At 70.2% G+C, this 14,232-nt stretch carries 13 protein-coding genes; 6 read left to right on the forward strand and 7 right to left on the reverse strand.

The window, feature by feature from the left end; genetic code table 11:
- Nucleotides 1-53: 53 nt before the first annotated feature.
- A complete protein-coding gene (locus ACIPSJ_RS08425) occupies nt 54-1,595 on the reverse strand; it encodes a S8 family serine peptidase (protein WP_359220524.1) in 1,542 nt (513 codons plus the stop codon).
- Between the two features lie 62 nt (nt 1,596-1,657).
- Nucleotides 1,658-3,184, reverse strand: a complete 1,527-nt coding sequence (locus ACIPSJ_RS08430) for a S8 family peptidase (RefSeq protein ID WP_401344469.1) — start codon at nt 3,182-3,184, stop codon at nt 1,658-1,660.
- Between the two features lie 334 nt (nt 3,185-3,518).
- Between ACIPSJ_RS08430 and ACIPSJ_RS08435 the strand changes: the two genes are divergently transcribed.
- The 3 genes from ACIPSJ_RS08435 (at nt 3,519) to moaA (ending at nt 6,644) form a co-directional block, all read left to right on the forward strand.
- Nucleotides 3,519-3,875, forward strand: coding sequence for a DUF485 domain-containing protein (locus ACIPSJ_RS08435; protein WP_355716089.1), 357 nt, complete (start codon nt 3,519-3,521; stop codon nt 3,873-3,875).
- Nucleotides 3,872-5,500 (forward strand): cation acetate symporter, encoded by a 1,629-nt coding sequence (locus ACIPSJ_RS08440; RefSeq protein ID WP_401344471.1) that lies wholly within the window; start codon nt 3,872-3,874, stop codon nt 5,498-5,500. Before ACIPSJ_RS08435 ends, ACIPSJ_RS08440 begins: the two co-directional genes overlap by 4 nt.
- Nucleotides 5,501-5,654: 154 nt before the next feature.
- On the forward strand, nt 5,655-6,644 hold the full coding sequence (moaA, locus tag ACIPSJ_RS08445) for a GTP 3',8-cyclase MoaA (protein ID WP_401344473.1): 990 nt from the start codon (nt 5,655-5,657) through the stop codon (nt 6,642-6,644).
- Here moaA and ACIPSJ_RS08450 read toward each other — a convergent pair.
- Nucleotides 6,641-6,856, reverse strand: a complete 216-nt coding sequence (locus ACIPSJ_RS08450) for a hypothetical protein (protein WP_359220510.1) — start codon at nt 6,854-6,856, stop codon at nt 6,641-6,643. The two genes, moaA and ACIPSJ_RS08450, sit on opposite strands and share 4 nt — an antisense overlap.
- Nucleotides 6,857-7,097: 241 nt before the next feature.
- Nucleotides 7,098-7,496 carry a DUF3099 domain-containing protein gene (locus tag ACIPSJ_RS08455; RefSeq protein WP_401344475.1) on the reverse strand — a complete coding sequence of 133 codons (399 nt, stop codon included), beginning with the start codon at nt 7,494-7,496 and terminating at the stop codon, nt 7,098-7,100.
- 245 nt (nt 7,497-7,741) lie between these two features.
- Here ACIPSJ_RS08455 and ACIPSJ_RS08460 point away from each other — a divergent pair, with 245 nt between their 5' ends.
- Nucleotides 7,742-8,020 (forward strand): GlsB/YeaQ/YmgE family stress response membrane protein, encoded by a 279-nt coding sequence (locus ACIPSJ_RS08460; protein ID WP_355716103.1) that lies wholly within the window; start codon nt 7,742-7,744, stop codon nt 8,018-8,020.
- A gap of 131 nt (nt 8,021-8,151) precedes the next feature.
- Here ACIPSJ_RS08460 and tyrS read toward each other — a convergent pair whose 3' ends face one another.
- The 3 genes from tyrS to ACIPSJ_RS08475 form a co-directional block, all read right to left on the reverse strand.
- Nucleotides 8,152-9,420 carry a tyrosine--tRNA ligase gene (gene tyrS, locus ACIPSJ_RS08465; RefSeq protein WP_359220509.1) on the reverse strand — a complete coding sequence of 423 codons (1,269 nt, stop codon included), beginning with the start codon at nt 9,418-9,420 and terminating at the stop codon, nt 8,152-8,154.
- Between the two features lie 68 nt (nt 9,421-9,488).
- Nucleotides 9,489-10,883 (reverse strand): metallopeptidase TldD-related protein, encoded by a 1,395-nt coding sequence (locus ACIPSJ_RS08470; protein WP_401344479.1) that lies wholly within the window; start codon nt 10,881-10,883, stop codon nt 9,489-9,491.
- Nucleotides 10,880-12,403, reverse strand: a complete 1,524-nt coding sequence (locus tag ACIPSJ_RS08475) for a TldD/PmbA family protein (protein ID WP_401344481.1) — start codon at nt 12,401-12,403, stop codon at nt 10,880-10,882. The genes ACIPSJ_RS08470 and ACIPSJ_RS08475 overlap by 4 nt, the downstream gene beginning before the upstream one ends.
- Nucleotides 12,404-12,639: 236 nt before the next feature.
- Here ACIPSJ_RS08475 and fabG point away from each other — a divergent pair, with 236 nt between their 5' ends.
- Together fabG and fabI are read left to right on the forward strand one after the other, a co-directional pair.
- The gene (gene fabG, locus ACIPSJ_RS08480; RefSeq protein ID WP_355716113.1) at nt 12,640-13,359 is read left to right on the forward strand and encodes a 3-oxoacyl-[acyl-carrier-protein] reductase; all 720 of its coding nucleotides are present in this window, start codon (nt 12,640-12,642) and stop codon (nt 13,357-13,359) included.
- A gap of 5 nt (nt 13,360-13,364) precedes the next feature.
- Nucleotides 13,365-14,132, forward strand: a complete 768-nt coding sequence (gene fabI, locus ACIPSJ_RS08485) for an enoyl-ACP reductase FabI (protein WP_401344483.1) — start codon at nt 13,365-13,367, stop codon at nt 14,130-14,132.
- Nucleotides 14,133-14,232: the final 100 nt, after the last annotated feature.

Genomic DNA, 14,232 nt, shown 5'->3' on the forward strand with positions numbered 1-14,232 from the left:
GGGGTGCCGGGGAGACCTCGTACCCCGGCACCCCGCACTTTCGTCGCGGTGCGCTACTTGGTCACTGCCGCCAGCGCGTCGACCGTGCCCCAGCCGTAGAAGCCGTTGCGGTTCTTCGAGCCCTCGCACACCGCGTCGACCTTGCCGTCGCCGTTGATGTCGTACGGGTCGGTGCACGGGGTGGCGGTCGCCTCGGCGTACAGCAGGGCCTTCACCAGGGCGGCGGAGGCGTGCGGATGGGTTGACTTGATCAATGCGGCGACGCCGACGACGTGCGGGGTGGCCATCGAGGTGCCTGCCATGTAGCCCCACTTGCCGCCCGGCAGCGGGCCCAGGATCAGGCCGCTGGTCGCCGGGGGCGCCGGGGGCTGGTAGGCCGTCGAGTCGCCGCCGGGCGCGGCGACGTCGATGACCCCGAGGCCGTAGTTGGAGAACGACGACTTGAGGCCCTTCGCGCCGGTCGCCGCGACCGTGACGACACCCGGCAGCTGGGTCGGGATGTCGAAGCACGTGTGCGGGTCGATCACCCGGTCGACCGGCGTGCCGTCGTTCGGCGAGACCGGGTCGGTGATCGAGTCGGAGGCCAGGTCGTAGCTCTCGTTGCCGGCCGCCGCGACGTTGACCGTGCCCTTGCGCTCCGCGAACCGCGAGGCCCGGGTGATGGCGTCGACGAGCGCCTTCTGGTCCGGGTCGTCGGTGCAGTTGAAGTACCAGGGGTCGGTGTAATAGCTGTTGTTGGTCACGTCGATGTGGTGCTCGGCCGCCCACACGAAGCCGCAGACCACGGCCTCCGTGTAGAAGTAACCGGCGGTGGTGGCGACCTTGATGCCGGCCACCTTGACGCCCGGCGCCACACCGGTGATGCCGATCCCGTTCTTGGCGCCCGCTATCTCGCCCGCCACATGGGTGCCGTGCGGGCTCTCCGCCGCGGTGGGCCGCCAGGCGCCGTAGGTGGTGTCCGGCTTGCCCGTGACGCAGTTGGTGGACTGCGCGGCGGAGAAGTTGGGGGCGATGTCCGGGTGGGTGTCGTCGACGCCCGTGTCGATGACGGCGACGGTGACCTTCGAACTGCCCAGCGTCTTCTCGTGCGCCTTGTCCGCCTGGATGGCCGGCAGGTCCCACTGCAGCGGCTCCAGCGGGTCCTGGCCGTCGGTCGCCTGCGCGTCCGCCGCCGCGACCTGCTCGGAGCTGAGCACCTCCGGCGTGCCGACGTCGGTGGTCGACTGGGCGGGCAGCGGCGCGTTGCGGGTGTTCCCGGCCGAGTCCACGCCGGGCACCTTGCGGATGGTCTTGGCGAAGTCGGCGTTGGACGAGTGCACGACGATCACGCCGATCTCGTCGTACGCGATCACCACCGAACCGCCGGCCCGCGCGATCGCCTTCTGGACGCGCTCGGAAGTGCCGTGTCCGGGACGGATGTTGACGACATAACTGAGGGACGTCGCGTCAGTGGCGTCGGCCGCGGAGACGGACGCGGACGTACCGGTGTCGGCGGCGGACGCCGAGACGTCGGGCAGGAAGGCGAGGGCCGTGGCCATGGCCATGCCGAGCGGGAGGGCGAGGGCGCGGCGGTGGCGCGGCTTGGGCGCGGTCATCTGAGGTCTCCAGTTCGTTCGCGGAACGGGCATGCCGTGCGGGAAGTCCTGCTCTGCGGTGGCTACCTGACGGCGCGGAGGGCGTCGACGACACCGGAGCCGTAGAAGCCGTTGACGTGCTTGCCGCCCACGCAGGTGGCGTCCACGACACCGTCGCCGTCGCCGTCGTACGGGCCCGCCGGGCAGCCCGGGTTGTCCGCCTCGGCCTTGAGGAGGGCCTGGAGCTGTGCCGGGGTGGCGTGCGGGTGGGTCGACTTCAGCAGCGCGGCGACCGCGGCCACGTGCGGGGACGCCATCGAGGTGCCCTGGAGGAAGCCGTACTGGTCGTTCGGCAGCGTGGACAGGACGCGGCCGTTCTTCGACGGCGTGTCCGGGATCTGGTACTTGTCGCCGCCCGGGCCCGCCACGTCGATGACGCCCCGGCCGTAGCTGGAGTAGTACGACTTCGTGTCGTTGACGCCGACCGCGCTCACGGTGACCACACCGGGCAGCTGGGTCGGCACGTCGAAGCACTCGTGCGGGTCGACCGTGCGGGTGGTCGCGGTCGAGTCGTCGGGGCTGGAGTCGTCGACGAGGGCGTCCGCGTCGAGGTCGTCGTTCGAGTTGCCCGCCGAGGCCACATTGAGCGTGCCCTTGCTCTGGGCGTACAGCTGCGCCCTGTTGACCGCGTCAACGATGGCACGTTGATCGGGGTCGTCCATGCAGTTGTACAGCCATGGATCAACGTAGTAGCTGTTGTTGGTGATCTCCACGCCGTGGTCGGCGGCGAACACGAACGCGCAGACCACGCTCTCCGGGTAGAACAGCTGCGTCGAGTCGGGCTGCGCCACGGTGATGCTCGCGACCTTCACGCCCGGTGCCACGCCCGCCACGCCGATGCCGTTGCGGGCGGCGGCTATCTCACCGGCGACATGGGTGCCGTGGTAATGGTCGGCGTCCACCGGCCGCCAGGCGCCGTACGTGGTGTCCGCCTTGCCGCTGACGCAGTTGGCGGACTGCGAGGCGGAGAAGTTCGGGGCGATGTCCGGGTGGGTGTCGTCCACGCCGGTGTCGATGACGCCGACGGTCACCGAGCGGCTCCCCGGGTTGATCGCGGCGGCCTTGTCGGCACCGATCGCCCGCAGATCCCACTGGTCGGCCTCCAGGGGCTCCTGGCCGGCCGTCGCCTTCTGCTCGATCTTCGCGGCCGCCGACTTCGACAGGACCTGCACGGCCCCCTCGTCCGTGGTCCCGGCCGCGCTCAGCGGAGCCGTCCGGGTGGCCCCGGCCGACTGCACCCCGCGCACCGCGCGCATCGCCGAACCGAAGCCGGGGTTCGCCGAGTGCGCGACGATCACACCGATCCTGTCGTACGACACGACGATGGTGCCGCCGTTGCGCGTGATCGCGCGCCGCACCGACTCGATCGTGCGGTGATCCGTCCTGGTGTTGACGACATAGGCAAGATTCGGTCCCTCCGCCGCCGACGTCGCCAAGGTCGTCGACGGGGCCGCGGAAGCCGCCGTCGGCAGCAGGCCGAGCGAGGCGGTGAGCGACAGGACGACCGGTACGGCGAGCGCCAGCCCGCGTCTGGAACGCAGATGAGCCATGGGATCTCCACATCATCCGGAACGGCAACCGAAAACGGGACCGCCCAAGACGCGTGTGGCGCTTGGGCAGGTACATGACTGGTTGTGCAGGGTGAAGCTATCTCCCGCACTCACCGGCCAGCAATGACCGGAGACCACTCGCGCGGTCGACTTCCGAAAGAACCCGGGCGAGTTGAACCTGCCCACGCGTGGCGCCGTGACCTTGGGCAGGGAGCCGCAGCAGGATCGAGGCCCCCTGTTGGAATCACCCACAGGAGTCGTTCCCTCACTCCGAGTAGGTGGTCCATGTGTCTGTGAGGTCAGAATCCGCATGTCCGTATCGCGAGGAGACTCCGTGGCTACCGAGACACCACCGCCCTCGAACGCGCAGACCCGGCACCCCTCCAGCGAGGAGTTCGCCGAGGTGCAGCAGAGTCCGGAGTTCGCCGAACTGCGGCACTCCTACCGCTCCTTCGCCTTCCCGCTGACCGTCGCCTTCATCGCCTGGTACCTGCTGTACGTCCTGCTCTCCAGCTACGCGGACGGGTTCATGGGCACCAAGGTCGTCGGCAACATCAACGTGGCGCTGGTCCTCGGCCTCGCCCAGTTCCTCACCACGTTCCTCATCGCCTGGTGGTACGCGCGGCACGCCGCCGCCAAGCTCGACCCCAAGGCCGAGGCCATCAAGTCCCGGATGGAGGGCGGCGCATGAGCCCCGCACAGCACACCACCCTGCTCGCGGCCGGCGAGGCGAGCCAGCACCGGACGCTGATCATCACCCTGTTCGCGGTGTTCGTCGCCGCGACCCTCGTCATCACCATCTGGGCCGGCCGCCAGACCAAGGACGCCGCCGACTTCTACGCGGGCGGCCGCCAGTTCACCGGCTTCCAGAACGGCCTCGCCGTCTCCGGCGACTACATGTCCGCCGCGTCCTTCCTGGGCATCGCCGGCGCCATCGCCCTCTTCGGCTACGACGGCTTCCTCTACTCCATCGGCTTCCTGGTCGCCTGGCTGGTCGCCCTGCTCCTGGTCGCCGAACCGCTGCGCAACTCCGGCCGCTACACCATGGGCGACGTCCTCGCCTACCGCATGCGCCAGCGCCCGGTCCGCACGGCCGCCGGCACCTCCACGATCGTCGTGTCGATCTTCTACCTCCTCGCCCAGATGGCGGGCGCGGGCGTCCTCGTCTCCCTCCTGCTCGGCATCACCAGCGACGGCGGCAAGATCGCCATCGTCGCCCTGGTCGGCGTCCTGATGATCGTCTACGTCACCATCGGCGGCATGAAGGGCACCACCTGGGTCCAGATGGTCAAGGCCGTGCTGCTCATCGCGGGCGCCCTGCTGCTGACCTTCATGGTCCTCGCCAAGTTCCACTTCAACATCTCCGATCTGCTCGGAAAGGCCGCCGACAACAGCGGCAAGGGCTCCCCCTTCCTGGAGCCCGGCCTGAAGTACGGCGCCACCGGCACCAGCAAGCTGGACTTCCTCTCCCTCGGCATCGCCCTGGTCCTGGGCACCGCCGGCCTGCCGCACATCCTGATCCGCTTCTACACCGTCCCCACCGCCAAGGCCGCCCGGCAGTCGGTCCTCTGGGCCATCGGCCTGATCGGCGCCTTCTACCTGATGACCCTCGCCCTCGGCTTCGGCGCCGCCGCGCTGATCAAACCGGACGAGATCATCGCCTCCAACAAGTCCGGCAACACCGCGGCACCACTGCTCGCCCTGCACCTGGGCGGTGTCGACTCCAACTGGGGCGCGATCCTGCTGGCCACGATCTCCGCGGTGGCCTTCGCGACGATCCTCGCCGTGGTCGCCGGCCTCACCCTGGCCTCTTCCTCCTCCTTCGCCCACGACATCTACGCCAACGTCATCAAGAAGGGCCAGGCCACCGAGAAGCAGGAGCTGGGCGCCGCCCGCTGGGCCACCGTCGGCATCGGCGCGGTCTCGATCGTCCTGGGAGCCCTCGCCCGCGACCTCAACGTCGCCGGCCTGGTCGCCCTCGCCTTCGCGGTCGCCGCCTCCGCCAACCTGCCGACCATCCTCTACAGCCTCTTCTGGAAGCGGTTCACCACCGCCGGGGCCCTCTGGTCGATCTACGGCGGCCTGGTCACCGCCGTCGGCCTGGTCCTCTTCTCCCCGGTGGTGTCCGGCAAGGAGACCTCGATGTTCCCGGACGTCGACTTCCACTGGTTCCCGCTGGAGAACCCCGGCATCATCTCGATCCCGGTCGGATTCCTCCTCGGCATCGTGGGCACCCTCCTGTCCAAGGAGGAGCCCGACACCCAGAAGTACGCGGAGCTGGAGGTGCGGTCCCTCACGGGCACCGGAGCGCACTGACCTTCGTACGACCGGCCGCGTCGACGGGATCGTAGGGTCCTACGACGCGGCCGCGCCGTACCTCGTGGCATCGGGCCTCTCGCGTTGTCAGTCCGGTCACGTAGGCTCGCAGGTGACGGTAGAGATCTGGTCCGGAGCGAGGGAGGGGGCCCACGTGCTCATCGACACCTACGGCCGGGTGGCCACCGACCTGCGAGTCTCGTTGACCGACCGGTGCAATCTGCGGTGCACCTACTGCATGCCGGAGGAAGGGCTGCAGTGGCTGGCCAAGCCCGACCTGCTCACGGACGACGAGATCGTCCGCCTGATCGACATCGCCGCGCGCCTGCTGGGCGTCGAGGAGGTCCGCTTCACCGGCGGCGAGCCGCTGCTGCGCCCCGGTCTGGTCGGCATCGTGGAGCGGGTGGCGGCCCTGGCACCCCGCCCCCGGATGTCCCTGACGACGAACGGCATCGGCCTGCGCCGCACCGCGACGGCCCTGAAGGCGGCCGGTCTCGACCGGGTCAACGTCTCCCTGGACACCCTCCGCCCGGACGTCTTCAAGACCCTCACCCGCCGCGACCGCCACCAGGACGTCCTCGACGGCCTCCGGGCGGCCCGCGACGCCGGACTCACCCCCGTCAAGGTCAACACGGTCCTGATGCCCGGGCTGAACGAGGGCGAGGCCCCCGATCTCCTGGCCTGGGCCCTCGACCACGACTACGAACTGCGCTTCATCGAGCAGATGCCCCTGGACGCCCAGCACGGCTGGAAGCGCGACAGCATGGTCACCGCCGCGGACATCCTCGCCTCGCTCCGCACCCGCTTCGACCTCACCCCCGAGGGCGCGGACGACCGCGGCTCGGCCCCGGCGGAGCGCTGGCTGGTGAACGGCGGCCCGCAGAGCGTCGGCGTCATCGCCTCGGTGACCCGCCCCTTCTGCGCGGCCTGCGACCGCACCCGGCTCACCGCCGACGGCCAGATACGGACCTGCCTGTTCGCCCGGGAGGAGACCGACCTGCGCGGCGCGCTCCGCTCGGGCGGCTCCGACGAGGAGATCGCCCGCCTCTGGCGGCTCGCGATGTGGGGCAAGAAGGCGGGCGCGGGCCTGGACGACCCGACCTTCATCCAGCCGGACCGGCCGATGTCCGCGATCGGAGGCTAGGCCGGGCCCTCGCGCTCCTCCCACTCCTTCAACAGCACGACGTCCTTCAAGAACCCCCGCACGCCCAGGAACTGGGAAAGGTGCTCCCGGTGCTCCTCGCAGGCGAGCCAGGTCTTCCGGCGCTCGGGAGTGTGGATCTTCGGGTTGTTCCAGGCGAGCACCCACACGGCGGCGGCCCGGCACCCCTTCGCTGAACAAATGACGTCACTCACTGCTTCGTCCCGCACCCCGTCGTCTTGATCGACTTGCGCAAAGGCCCCGTAGAAAAGGCGACGCCGAGCAGCCACGGGGGGAGCTGCCCGGCGTCGGTCCGTCGCTCCGACGGGGGATGCGGAGCGCTCACGCAGTATGTCATGGGTCACCCGCCACCCGGCACTGGAACAGCACGATTGATCTGAGCTTTTCTTGAGGTTCGTGCGGAACTACCAAGTGCTCAAACCACGTCGTCGACGCTCACATCGACTCCGGCCGCTCACCGCGTACCCCCGCCGCCGGATCGGTCACCCTGTCCTCCGGGACGGGTTCCGCGTGGGGTTCCTCCGCCCGCGGCGCCGTGATCATCAGCCGCGTCGGCGCGATACCGAACGTCGACGGAAGCGAGGGCGGCCGTTCCCGGCCCGCGTTGGCGATGACGACCGCGACATAGGGGAGCAGTGCCCCGAGGACCAACGCCACGACGGCGACATACCGTTCGACGTTCCACAACGTGGCCGCCATGATCACCGCCACGGTCCGGACCGACATCGAGATGATGTACCGCCGCTGCCGGCCGCGCACGTCCTCCGTCAGGCCGGTGCGGGCTCCGCTGATCCGGAACACCTGGACGTTCCCGCCGTCGCGCTGCTTCCGCATCACATTCCACCATCCGCCCGCATCGGACTCTCCCCGGCCCGTACCCTGTCCGCACCCGTACGGGGAACCGGGCCGGGACGCCTCCCACGTTACGCCGCGTCTGCGCCGCCTTCGAGACCGGGTCGCCCGCCCGCCTGCGTGAACGTCCTGCGCCGTACCGCGTACGGGCGTACCGACATGCGCCGTACGGCGGACGGCCCGAGACTTGGCGTAATGCTCACGTCGAGCCGTACGAGGAGGCAGCCATGGGCTGGTTGTGGGCGATCATCGTGGGTTTCGTGCTGGGCCTGATCGCCAAGGCGGTCATCCCGGGCAAGCAGCACAGCCCCCTCTGGCTGACGACCATCTTCGGCATGCTGGGCGCCATCGCCGGCAACGCGATCGCCCGCGCCCTGGGCGTGGAGGCGACCCGCGGCATCGACTGGAGCCGCCACCTCTTCCAGCTGGTCGCCGCGATCATCATCGTCTTCCTGGGCGACATGGCGTACATGGCGACCCTGGGCAAGCGAAAGCAGCACACCTGAGCTTTTCAACGCCCCGCACCGGAGCGCCCCGAAAGGGGCGCGGGGCTGTTTCGATCTGCGGCTACCGCCGCGCGGGCGCGACCAGCCACAACGCACCGGCACTCCGCAACGCACCCGCACCCCCACGGCGGCTACGAACCCACGACCTCCACGGCCGCCAGGTTCTTCTTCCCCCGCCGCAGCACCAGCCACCGCCCGTGCAGCAGCTCCTCCCCGGAGGGCACCGCGTCCTCGGCGGTCACCTTCACGTTGTTCACGTAGGCCCCGCCCTCCTTCACGGTCCGTCGCGCAGCGGACTTGCTGGCGACCAGCCCGACCTCGGCGAACAGGTCGACCACCGGCCCCAGCTCGGCCACCCGCACATGCGGCACCTCGGCCAGCGCCGCGGCCAGCGTCCGGTCGTCCAGCTCCGCCAGCTCGCCCTGCCCGAACAGCGCCTTGGACGCGGCGATCACGGCGGCCGTCTGGTCGGCCCCGTGCACCAGCGTCGTCAGCTCCTCGGCCAGCGCCCGCTGCGCCGCCCGCGCCTGCGGCCGCTCCTGCGTCTGCTTCTCCAGCTCCTCAAGCTCCTCGCGGGACTTGAAGGACAGGATCCGCAGGTACGTCGAGATGTCCCGGTCGTCCACGTTCAGCCAGAACTGGTAGAACGCGTACGGCGTCGTCATCTCGGCGTCGAGCCAGATCGCACCGCCCTCGGTCTTGCCGAACTTGGTGCCGTCCGCCTTGGTCATCAGCGGCGTCGCCAGCGCGTGCACGCTCGCGTGCGGCTCCAGGCGGTGGATCAGGTCCAGGCCGGCCGTGAGGTTGCCCCACTGGTCGCTGCCGCCCTGCTGGAGGGTGCAGTTGTACCGCCGGAACAGCTGGAGGAAGTCCATTCCCTGGAGGATCTGGTAGCTGAACTCCGTGTAGCTGATGCCCTGGTCGGACTCCAGGCGGCGGGCCACGGAGTCCTTGGTCAGCATCTTGTTGACGCGGAAGTGCTTGCCGATGTCCCGCAGGAACTCGATGGCGGAGAGACCCTCGGTCCAGTCGAGGTTGTTGACCATGACGGCCGCGTTCTCGCCCTCGAAGGACAGGAACGGCTCGATCTGGGCGCGGAGCTTGCCGACCCAGCCGGCGACCGTCTCGGGCGCGTTCAGCGTGCGCTCGGCCGTCGGGCGCGGGTCGCCGATCAGACCCGTGGCCCCGCCCACCAGCGCCAGCGGCCGGTGCCCGGCCTGCTGGAGCCGGCGCACGGTGAGCACCTGCACCAGGTGCCCGACGTGCAGGGACGGCGCGGTCGGGTCGAAACCGCAATAGAACGTGACGGGACCGTCCGCGAGCGCCTTGCGCAAAGCGTCCTCGTCAGTGGACAGGGCGAACAGCCCGCGCCACTTCAGCTCGTCGACGATGTCCGTCACGGTTCTCGTATCTCCTTGGATGATCTTCGTGCGATCTCTGGGCGGTCGTGCGACCACCGGCTACGAGGTTATACGCCCTGACTGACAGAGCTCATATTGAAGTCGGGCACCCGCAGCGCGGGCATCGCAGCCCTAGTGAACCAGTCGCTCCACTCCCTCGGCAGCGTCTTTTCCGTGCACCCCGCCTCGGTCGCCCGCCCCAGCAGGTCCACCGGCGACTCGTTGAACCGGAAGTTGTTCACCTGCCCCGTGACCTGCCCGTTCTCCACCAGGTACACGCCGTCCCGGGTCAGGCCCGTGAGCAGCAGCGTCGCCGGGTCGACCTCGCGGATGTACCAGAGACAGGTCAGCAGCAACCCGCGCTCGGTGGCGGCGACCATCTCCTCCAGGGAGCGGTCCTGGCCGCCGTCCAGGATCAGGTTGCCGCCCGCCGGAGCGACCGGCAGCCCGGTGAGGCCGGCGCTGTGCCGGGTGGTCGTCAGGTGCTTCAGCTCGCCGCCCGAGACCCACTCGGTGGCGGCGACCGGCAGCCCGTTGTCGAAGACGGACTGGTCACCGCCGGAGGAGTGCGCCACGACGAACGGCGCGGACTCCAGGCCCGGCTCGTTCGGGTCGGTGCGCAGGGTCAGCGGCAGGTCGGTCAGCTTCTCGCCGACACGGGTGCCGCCGCCCGGCTTGGAGAACACCGTCCGCCCCTCGGTCGCGTCCCGCCCGGACGCCGACCACAGCTGGTAGATCACTAGGTCGGCCACGGCGGTCGGCGGCAGCAGCGTCTCGTACCGGCCGGCCGGCAGCTCGATCCGCCGCTCCGCCCAGCCGAGCCGTACGGCGAGCTCGGCGTCGAGCGCCCCCGGGTCGACGTCCTTGAAGTCCCGGGTGGACCGCCCGGCCCAGGCCGACCGGGTGCGGTCCGGCGACTTGGCGTTCAGCTCCAGCGTGCCGGTGGGCTGGTCGTGCCGCAGCCGCAGCCCGGTCGAGGTGCCCACGTAGGTGGAGACCAGCTCGTGGTTGGCGAAGCCGTACAGCTCCCGGCCGCCCGCACGCGCGCGTGCGAAGGCCTCGCCGAGCGCCGGGGCGAAGTCGGCGAACACGGCGGAGGAGGTCTCGGCCGGCGCGTCCGCGAAGTCGGGCGACTCCGGTACGCCGGTGACCAGCGGCTGCGCGTCCTCGGCGGGACCGGCGCCGCGTGCGGCGGCCTCGGCGGCCCGCACCAGCGGCTCCAGGTCCTCGGCGGTGACGGCCGCCCGGGACACCACACCCGAGGCGGTGCCCTCCTTGCCGTCGACGGTCGCGACGACGGTGAGCGAACGCCCGCGCGTGACACCGTTCGTGGTGAGCGCGTTGCCGGCCCAGCGCAGGTTGGCGGTGGAGTGCTCGTCGGCGATGACCACGCAGCCGTCGGCCCGGGAGAGTTCCAGAGCGCGCTCGACGATCTCGTGCGGCTTGTTGCTACGGGCGCTCATCGACCGGCCTCCTGCGTGGTGTTGAGGATGTTGACGCCCTTGAAGAGGGCCGAGGGGCAGCCGTGGGACACGGCGGCGACCTGGCCCGGCTGGGCCTTGCCGCAGTTGAAGGCGCCGCCCAGGACATACGTCTGCGGGCCGCCGACAGCCGCCATGGAGCCCCAGAAGTCGGTGGTCGTCGCCTGGTAGGCGACATCGCGCAGCTGCCCGGCGAGCCGCCCGTTCTCGATCCTGAAGAACCGCTGGCCGGTGAACTGGAAGTTGTAGCGCTGCATGTCGATGGACCAGGACCGGTCCCCGACCACGTAGATCCCCCGGTCGACCCCGCCGATCAGGTCCTCCGTGGACAGACCGCCCGGATCCGGCTGCAGCGACACGTTGGCCATGCGCTGCACGGGCACGTGCCCGGGGGAGTCGGCGTACGCGCACCCGTTGGACCGCTCGAAGCCGGTCAGCCGCGCGATCCGGCGGTCCAGCTGGTAGCCGACGAGCGTGCCGTCCTTCACCAGGTCCCAGGACTGGCCCGCGACGCCCTCGTCGTCGTAGCCGATGGTCGCCAGGCCGTGCTCGGCGGTGCGGTCACCGGTGACGTTCATCAGCTCGGAGCCGTACCTGAGCTTGCCGAGCTGGTCGAAGGTGGCGAAGGAGGTGCCGGCGTAGGCGGCCTCGTAGCCGAGCGCGCGGTCCAGCTCGGTGGCGTGGCCGATGGACTCGTGGATGGTCAGCCACAGGTTGGACGGGTCGACGACCAGGTCGTAGAGCCCCGCCTTGACGCTGGGCGCCCGCATCTTCTCGGCGAGCAGCTCGGGGATCTGCTCCAGCTCCGTGTCCCAGTCCCAGCCGGTGCCGGTCAGGTACTCCCAGCCGCGGCCGGCCGGCGGCGCGATGGTCCGCATCGAGTCGAACTCGCCGCTCGACCCGTCCACCGACACGGCGGTCAGCTCCGGGTGCAGCCGCACCCGCTGCTGCGTGGTCACGGTCCCCGCCGTATCGGCGTAGAACTTGTTCTCGTGCACGGTGAGCAGCGAGGCGTCGACGTGGTCGACCCCGTTCGCCGCCAGCAGCCGCCTGCTCCACTCCGCGAGCAGCCCGGCCTTCTCCTCGTCCGGCACGGAGAACGGATCGATCTCGTACGACGAGACCCACGTCTTCTCCGCGTGCACCGGCTCGGCGGCCAGCTCCACCCGCTCGTCCGACCCGGCGGCCTTGATCACCTGGGCCGAGAGCTTCGCCATGGCCACGGCCTGCGAGGCGACCTTGGCGGCCGCGTCCAGGGCCAGGTCCACCCCCGACGCGAAGCCCCAGGTACCGCCGTGCACGACCCGGACCGCGTACCCGAGGTCGGTGGTGTCCGACGACCCGGCGGGCCTCGCGTCCCTGAGCCGCCAGGACGCACTGCGCACCCGCTCGAACCGGAAGTCCGCGTGCTCGGCCCCCAGCGCACGCGCGCGTGCCAGCGCGGCGTCGGCCAGGGCTCGTAGCGGAAGCGCCGTGAAGGCTTCGTCGATGGAATGAGGCACGGAGGTCTCCCTGTTGTCGTGGCCTGTCGGTCCGATCATGTCGCGCGCGCGGGCGCGGGGACCACAGGTTTGGCTCCGGCGTCGGGCCTTTCTGTAGGGACCCGACAGCGACGCCCCCGAGCCACTGTCGGTGCCCGCTTGCCCGCGGCGATGGCCGGACCGATAGGTTTTCGATGAAGCCGCCTGTCATGCCAGCTGCTCGGGCGGGTTGTCAGACCGAACGAAAGGGTGATCCGTTGAGCCGCTCGGTTCTTGTCACCGGAGGCAACCGGGGCATCGGCCTCGCCATCGCCCGTGCTTTCGCCGAAGCCGGCGACAAGGTGGCCATCACGTACCGCTCCGGTGAGCCGCCGGCGGCCCTCAAGGAGTTGGGCTGCCTCGCCGTCAAGTGCGACATCACCGACTCCGAGCAGGTGGAGCAGGCCTACAAGGAGATCGAGGACGCGCACGGCCCGGTCGAGGTCCTGATCGCCAACGCCGGCATCACCAAGGACACGCTCCTGATGCGCATGTCCGAGGAGGACTTCACCTCGGTCGTCGACACCAACCTCACCGGCACCTTCCGCGTGGTCAAGCGCGCCAACCGCGGCATGCTGCGGGCCAAGAAGGGCCGCGTCGTCCTGATCTCCTCGGTCGTCGGCCTCTACGGCGGCCCCGGCCAGGCCAACTACGCCGCCTCCAAGGCCGCCCTGGTCGGCTTCGCGCGCTCCCTCGCCCGTGAGCTCGGTTCGCGCAACATCACCTTCAACGTCGTCGCGCCCGGCTTCGTCGACACCGACATGACGAAGGTGCTCACCGACGAGCAGCGCGCCACCATCGTGTCGCAGGTGCCGCTCGGCCGGTACGCGCAGCCCGAGGAGGTCGCCGCGACGGTGCGGTTCCTCGCCTCGGACGACGCCTCGTACATCACTGGAGCCGTCATCCCTGTTGACGGCGGACTGGGAATGGGTCACTGATCACCATGAGTGGAATTCTCGAGGGCAAGCGCATCCTGATCACGGGTGTACTGACGGAGTCCTCCATCGCCTTCCACGCGGCCAAGCTGGCCCAGGAGCAGGGCGCCGAGATCATCCTCACCGCGTTCCCGCGGCCCACGCTGACCGAGCGCATCGCCAAGAAGCTTCCCAAGCCCACCAAGGTGATCGAGCTCGACGTCACCAACGACGAGCACCTCGGCCGGCTGGCCGACCTCGTCGGCGAGGAGCTCGGCGGCCTCGACGGCGTCGTGCACTCCATCGGCTTCGCCCCCCAGGACGCGCTCGGCGGCAACTTCCTCAACACGCCCTTCGAGTCGGTCGCCACGGCCATGCACGTCTCGGCGTACTCCCTGAAGTCGCTGACCACGGCCTGCCTGCCGCTGATGCAGAACGGCGGCTCGGTCGTCGGCCTCACCTTCGACGCCCAGTACGCCTGGCCGCAGTACGACTGGATGGGCCCGGCGAAGGCCGCCCTGGAGGCCACCAGCCGCTACCTCGCCCGCGACCTGGGCAAGCAGAACGTCCGCTGCAACCTGATCTCCGCGGGCCCCCTCGGCTCCATGGCCGCCAAGTCCATCCCGGGCTTCACCGAGCTCGCCTCGGTCTGGGACCACCGCTCCCCACTGGAGTGGGACCTGAAGGACCCGGAGCCGGCCGGCAAGGGCATCGTCGCCCTGCTGAGCGACTGGTTCCCGAAGACCACCGGCGAGATCATCCACGTGGACGGCGGTCTGCACGCCATCGGCGCCTGATCCGCACGCGGTTTTCGAGGCCCGTACCCCGCGAGGGTGCGGGCCTCACCCGTTCGGCCCACCGGCCGGGCCGTCACCCTTCCGGCGGCGCACCCTGGAG

Source organism: Streptomyces sp. NPDC090088, from assembly GCF_044747345.1.
Classification (GTDB): Bacteria; Actinomycetota; Actinomycetes; order Streptomycetales; family Streptomycetaceae; genus Streptomyces.